This window comes from Bradyrhizobium sp. P5_C11_2 (genome assembly GCF_054049755.1).
Genome location: NZ_JBFULT010000484.1, coordinates 1 through 5,842, shown reverse-complemented (window position 1 = coordinate 5,842; position 5,842 = coordinate 1). Strand labels below are relative to the sequence as shown.

Below are 5,842 nucleotides of genomic sequence, written 5' to 3'. Positions count from 1 at the left end.
GTCCCAAGGATCCGGTGGCATGACGGAAGTCAACGTTCGGTGAACCGGCGCGTGCTTGAAGACGATCGGCGCAGGTCTGTTTCGAATGTGGTGGTTCTCTTCATGGTGGCAGGAAAGCGGCTGCCGTATCGAGTCCGTCGACGCGTTCCGGCGACCGCACGAAAAGGAAACGAGAGATCGCCGGTATTTCCGCGTCATCCCTGCCGTCCTGGCCGATCAGGATCAATCCGGCTCCGCCATTGGCCACGTTGAGCACCACTGGCTCTCCGCTCCACGTCTTGATTGGCGCCATTCCCACGATGAGAAATTCACCCATGGGCTGATCAAGATATTGAAGGCGCAATTGCGGACCGACCTCCGCTGCCGCAAGTTCAAAGCCGAGTTGCCGAGCCCGCGCGTAAATGACGGCCAGAGGCACGCTATCGGTGTTGAAGCCAAGCTCGACCGCGGATACTGYCACAAGCTCCACGTCCGTCTTCTTGGAACTGACGGTGAAGGCCGGTCGGGCGAGAACTTCCGCGGCCAGCCCGCCGATGCTGCAACCCACGGCATCCAATCTGTTGCGCAGCGCAATTGAGTTGGCATAGGTGCCGATCGCAATCGTCTTCCATGTCGGAGCATCGCGGGCGGACCTGATGAATTTCCGCGGCAAATCAACGGCGCGAACTTTGCCGAGCTTCAGTTGATTCTGCAGGACGTCGCGAGCCGAGCATTGTCCCCACGCCTCAAGCGTGAACTGAAACAAGGAAGCGGCACAGAGGAATGCAACTATCAGGCAACGGCTGACCCGCCCCATGTTCGGATGGTGATTGAGTGCGGCGCGAGCCGCTTGGCTCGACAGAATTGACATTTCTAAGATCAACTTGTTGCAAAACTTCGGCCGAAAGAACCCGCCTCCGAGTCAATGGGAAGAACGGAGGCCAATGAAAAACATTGTCCAACCGGCCTCAAAAAGCGGAGCCGGAGGCGGGGCGCTATTGGCTCAAGTATTCCAAATTCAAATGAACGGGCGGCAGTCCGTAAGCCCGATCGCCCGCCGCATCAAACCAAAATGGGAATGATGTAGCTGAAGCATAGCACCACGAGTCCGTCGGTTCAATTTGCAACTACGCCCGCCAGCGGGCGCAGCGACCGGCCATATCGCGCTTCGCCGCAATTCCGCGCGAGACATTGCCTGCCAGTGACGATGCGAGCGCATCCACCGAGAAAGGGCAGAGTTGCTTCCGCTTGCGATAGATCAAGCCACTGAAGACGAACCGTCATCGAGATTGAACTGGAGGATCGCTTCTCAAGCGGTGCTCGATGCATGCTTCTTGGACATTTTACACAAATATGGAGGTAGCCCCATGCCGATCGTTCAATTTACTCGCTTCAAAACCGACAAACCCGAGGAATTGATCCAGACTATCCGGCGGGCGAAGAAAATCTTTGAAAAACATGGTGCCGAATTTCTTCGGCTCTCCCGCTTCCACACTGGTCACTGGGCAGGAGAATTGCTGGTTACGACGCGCTACTCCAGCTGGGAGGTTTACGGCAAAGTGCAGGAGGCGGTGGCAAAGGACCCGGAGTTTGCGCAAGTGCAGGCTGACGGAATGAAGATTGCCGAACTACAGGGCCGTAATATCGCCGTGAGCATCGATCTCTAGTCGGGGCGCCGCCCCGCAAACCACATCAAGCGCGGGGGCCGCAGGACATGTGCCGGCGGCCTTCCCAATCCGATCACGGTTTTAAGCCCCCTATCGAGGACGCTGCAGCGCCGTATCCATCTGCCGCTTAATCAGCTTTCGAACGTTCGATTTCGCCTAGGTAAGCGGCCCACGCGAACTCAAATGGCCCAAGCGCGAGCTTGGAAGCTGCATCATATCCATTTTCGTACGCAAAATCAGACCACTGCACGCCAAGCTCGGTTCGAGAAACACGAGCGGTGATGGCGCCGCAAGCGAAGTCGCCGCACTCCGGGCAGACGAACAGAGCTACACGGTGGCCGCCGAAAGGGACGTCCGAAGTCAACGCAGCAAGCACACTTCCATTGATTTGCCGAGCTACTTCGCGTTCGAATTGCGGGTCAGAGAGAGAGCCGGACATGTCGTATTTGAAAGCTTGAGTGGCTTCGAAGAGGGATACTCCGTTGACTACGAAATCAAACGAGTGCCGCTCTCGCTTCTGAGGTTCACCGCGACCAATCCGATGAAGAGCCCCAAGCTTTAGCCGATCCGTCATTCCGGCTCCTCCGCGACCCTCTCTCTCGTGCCGCGATTTGTCAGTCTCTCCTTCACCGGCGTATAGATCACGAGCTTCAACGCCGGATCTGCGAATTCCGGACTGCGCTGCCGCAGCAGCGTCAACAATTCCGCGAAAGCGGGATCGCCCGCCCAGGAAGCGGGCGGTTACTTCAAGGCCAAGCTGGTGCAGTACCAAGTGAGTTCGCGGCTTTGCCACCCTAGCAACATTCCGGTCCCCGTACACTCGGCGTAGGTCTTGAAATGGTAGATGTTCCTGCACGTTGACGACAACGCGGGCCAGCCGGAAGACGAGCATCCGCGCCAAGGCGCATTGCCGGTCCTGAAGCTCGTTTGGCAGCCGTCGACACAACTGCCCGAGATCCGTTCGAGGCTCGCAAGCTTCGCCATGACCGACGTCGGTGCCGCCAATGTTGTTGTCAGTGAGGGTTCACTGGTCGGTGATGTCCGGTGCGGCGCTGTCACGCGGACAGTCGCGCGCTGCGTCGGATGCCTGTGCCTGGGTGTTTGGCTCGGCGCTTCGACTGTGATGCTCGGAAGTACGGCGGCGCCGCCAGAGGATGGTGCGGTTGCCGAAAACGCGGTGCCGCTAAGGCCGCACGTCGACAGCGCAATGCTTGAGCAAGCGAGAACCAGGTTCGACGAAAACCTCATGGCGACGTCCTTGCGATGCGGGCTCCTCAAACTCTATCAGCACCAACTCAATTAACAAGAGCATCGTAGATACGACACACGCGCAATCACCTATAAGGTACGCGTCAGAAGGGCGAGACCAGCTCACACCGGCGTGTAGATCACGAGCTTCAGCGCCGGATCGTCGTTGGCCTGAAAGCTCGTGTGCTCGAAATGCAGCACGCCCAGGGTGGGATGGGACATGGTCTTGCGGCCCGAGGCGGTGCTGCGGATTTCGTGCGCCTCCCACCATTTGACGAATTCCGGGCTGCCCTGCCGCAGCCGCGTCAGCAATTCCGCGAAAGCGGGATCACCCGCCCAGACGTCGTGGGTGGCGCGGAACATCGCTACCATGCCCTTGGCGACATCCGCCCAGCCCGCGCCGTAAGCTTTTCGTGTCTRCTTGTTGGTCATCATCAGGAGCAGCGTGTTGCGATCCTCCTCGGCCAACCGGCCGAATGCAAACACCTGCTCGGCCGCGGCGTTCCAGGCCAGCACGTCCCAGCGGCGCCCGACGATGTAGGCCGGATGATCGAGGCTCTCGATCATCCGCCGGATCGGCGGCGGCACGATCTCGCGCGTGAACGCGCGCTTGTCGCCGTCACGGGCCAGTGCCTTGAGATGCGCATGCTCGGTCTTGCTCAGCCGCAGCGCGCGGGCCAGCGCATCGACGGTGGTGACCGACGGGCTGACGGTGCGGCCCTGCTCGAGCCGGATGTACCAGTCGACGCCGATGCCGGCGAGCTGCGCGACCTCTTCGCGCCGCAGGCCCGCGGTGCGCCGCCGCCGGCCCGCGGGCAGCCCGACGGTTTTCGGCGACAGCTTTTCGCGGCGGGACCTGAGGAAGTCGCCGAATTCGACGCGACGGGGGTCGGCCATGATGAATGCCCTGATGGAGGGTCCACGGAATACTAGGATAATACCAGGCCTTCATGCGCCTTCAAAGTGGATGCATATGCCATTCACCGCAATATGAGGTGACCGCCATGAAAGCCGCCGTACTCAAATCCTTCGGATCGACGCTTGCGATCGAGACCGTCCCTGCCCCCGTGCTTGGCACCGGCGAGGTGATCGTCGACGTCGTCGCGACCCGGGTGCTGTCCTACATGAACGAAGTTTTCAGCGGCGAGCGCAACTATGCGCTGGATCTGCCGATCATCCCCGGCCCGGGCGGCATCGGCCGGGTGCGCGCGATCGGTCCGGATGCGACCAAGCTCGCGATCGGCGACTGGGTGTTCTGCGACCCGACGGTGCGGTCGCGCGACGATGCGGTTGCGCCCGACATCGCCCTGCAAGGATTAACGGCCGCCGGTCCCGGCGGCATGCTGCTGCAAAAGCATTTTCGCCATGGCTCGTTTGCCGAGCAGATGCGGGTGCCGACCGAGAACGTCAAACCCCTCGGAGCGATCACGTCCGAGGAAGCCACGCAATGGTGCGCGCTGGGGACGCTGCTGGTGCCCTATGGCGGCTTCCTCGCCGCCAACCTCCAACCGGGCGAAACCGTGCTGGTGAGCGGGGCCACCGGCAATTTCGGCAGCGCGGCCGTGTCGGTCGCGCTCGCGATGGGCGCCGCCTGCGTGGTGGCACCCGGCCGCAACGACAAGATCCTCGCCGACCTCGTCCGCCGCTTCGGCGAACGGGTAAAGCCGGTGAAGCTCTCCGGCAATGAGAATGACGACCGCGAGAGCATGATGCGCGCGGCATCCGGGCCGATCGACTGCGTGTTCGACATCATGCCGCCGTCGGTGAGCACGACCGTCGTGCGTGCGGCCATCATGACCGTGCGCGCCTACGGCCGCGTCGTGCTGATGGGCGGCGTCGGCATGGCCGGCGGCGCCGGCCTCGACCTGCCCTACCCCTGGATCATGCGCAACTGCATCTCCATCCACGGCGTCTGGATGTATCCGCCGGATGCGGCGAGCCGCCTGATCGCGCTGGTACGATCCGGACTGTTGCGGCTCGACGAATACGAGACGACGGCCTTCGACCTCGACCACGCCAACGAGGCGGTGGCGCACGCGGCGGCCAATGGCGGGCCGTTCAAATTGACGGTGATCCGGCCGTAACACCGCTCCGCTGCGGCGATGCGCCGCCGCAGCGGATTTGCTGGATATATCAAATAGCTGGAACGCGTCACCCCGATCGTAGCCGGCAGGGGCCGGCTACTGTGCATGGGGTTGTTTTCGCATTTTTTTAGTCGAGCTCGACCACCTGGCCGTTCGACAGCGAGACGCGCCGGTCCATGCGGCCTGCGAGTTCCATGTTGTGGGTCGCGATCAGCATCGAGACCCGGGTCGCCTTGACGAGCTGCATCAGGGCCTGGAAGACGTGGTCGGCGGTGTGCGGATCGAGATTGCCGGTCGGCTCGTCTGCGAACAGCACCCGCGGCGCATTGGCGACCGCGCGCGCGATCGCGACGCGCTGCTGCTCGCCGCCCGACAGCTCGGCGGGACGATGCGTGATGCGGTCGCCGAGCCCGAGATAGCCCAGGATCTCCTTGGCGCGCTTGACGCTCTCGGACTTCTTCAGGCCTCGGATCATCTGCGGCATCATGACGTTCTCGAGCGCCGAGAACTCCGGCAACAGCCGGTGCGACTGGTAGACGAAGCCGATATCGGTGCGGCGCAGCTGGGTGCGTTCGATGTCGGGCAGTTGCGATGTCGGCGCGCCATTGACGTAGACCTCGCCGGAATCGGGCGCCTCGAGCAGGCCTGCGATGTGCAGCAGCGTCGATTTGCCGGAGCCCGACGGCGCGACCAGCGCGACCGATTGGCCCGCCCACAGCGCGAGCTTGGCGTTGTCGAGGATCGTCAGCGCCGCCTCGCCCTGCAGGTACTGCCGCCTTATCTCGTGGAGATAAATGACCGGTACATCTTCCGCCCCCTGCTGCTGCTCCATCAGCCCCTCACTCATACCGCAGCGCTTCGACG

At 62.2% G+C, this 5,842-nt stretch carries 7 protein-coding genes; 3 read left to right on the top strand and 4 right to left on the bottom strand.

The annotated features are described in order from the left end of the window. Nucleotides 1-100 precede the first annotated feature (100 nt). The gene (locus tag ACXJL8_RS31695) at nt 101-850 is read right to left on the bottom strand and encodes a hypothetical protein (RefSeq protein ID WP_456686206.1); all 750 of its coding nucleotides are present in this window, start codon (nt 848-850) and stop codon (nt 101-103) included. A gap of 496 nt (nt 851-1,346) precedes the next feature. Between ACXJL8_RS31695 and ACXJL8_RS31690 the strand changes: the two genes are divergently transcribed. Continuing rightward, the gene (locus tag ACXJL8_RS31690) at nt 1,347-1,646 is read left to right on the top strand and encodes a hypothetical protein (RefSeq protein WP_456620106.1); all 300 of its coding nucleotides are present in this window, start codon (nt 1,347-1,349) and stop codon (nt 1,644-1,646) included. Nucleotides 1,647-1,773: 127 nt separating this feature from the next. Here the strand turns inward: ACXJL8_RS31690 and ACXJL8_RS31685 are convergent, their stop codons facing one another. Beyond that, nucleotides 1,774-2,220, bottom strand: a complete 447-nt coding sequence (locus tag ACXJL8_RS31685) for a hypothetical protein (RefSeq protein WP_456620107.1) — start codon at nt 2,218-2,220, stop codon at nt 1,774-1,776. Nucleotides 2,221-2,490: 270 nt separating this feature from the next. On the opposite strand from ACXJL8_RS31685, the gene ACXJL8_RS31680 reads away from it, so the two are divergent. Continuing rightward, entirely contained in the window at nt 2,491-2,949 is a 459-nt protein-coding gene (locus ACXJL8_RS31680) for a hypothetical protein (RefSeq protein ID WP_456620108.1), read from the top strand. A 68-nt stretch (nt 2,950-3,017) separates the two neighbouring features. On the opposite strand, the gene ACXJL8_RS31675 is transcribed toward ACXJL8_RS31680, so the two are convergent. Next, complete coding sequence (locus tag ACXJL8_RS31675) at nt 3,018-3,791, bottom strand: helix-turn-helix transcriptional regulator (RefSeq protein WP_456686205.1); 774 nt, start codon at nt 3,789-3,791, stop codon at nt 3,018-3,020. Nucleotides 3,792-3,898: 107 nt separating this feature from the next. On the opposite strand from ACXJL8_RS31675, the gene ACXJL8_RS31670 reads away from it, so the two are divergent. Next, entirely contained in the window at nt 3,899-4,978 is a 1,080-nt protein-coding gene (locus ACXJL8_RS31670; protein ID WP_456620110.1) for an alcohol dehydrogenase catalytic domain-containing protein, read from the top strand. 127 nt (nt 4,979-5,105) lie between these two features. Here ACXJL8_RS31670 and ACXJL8_RS31665 read toward each other — a convergent pair whose 3' ends face one another. Beyond that, nucleotides 5,106-5,810: an ABC transporter ATP-binding protein gene (locus ACXJL8_RS31665; protein ID WP_456620226.1), complete on the bottom strand. Its 705-nt coding sequence runs from the start codon at nt 5,808-5,810 to the stop codon at nt 5,106-5,108. Nucleotides 5,811-5,842: the final 32 nt, after the last annotated feature.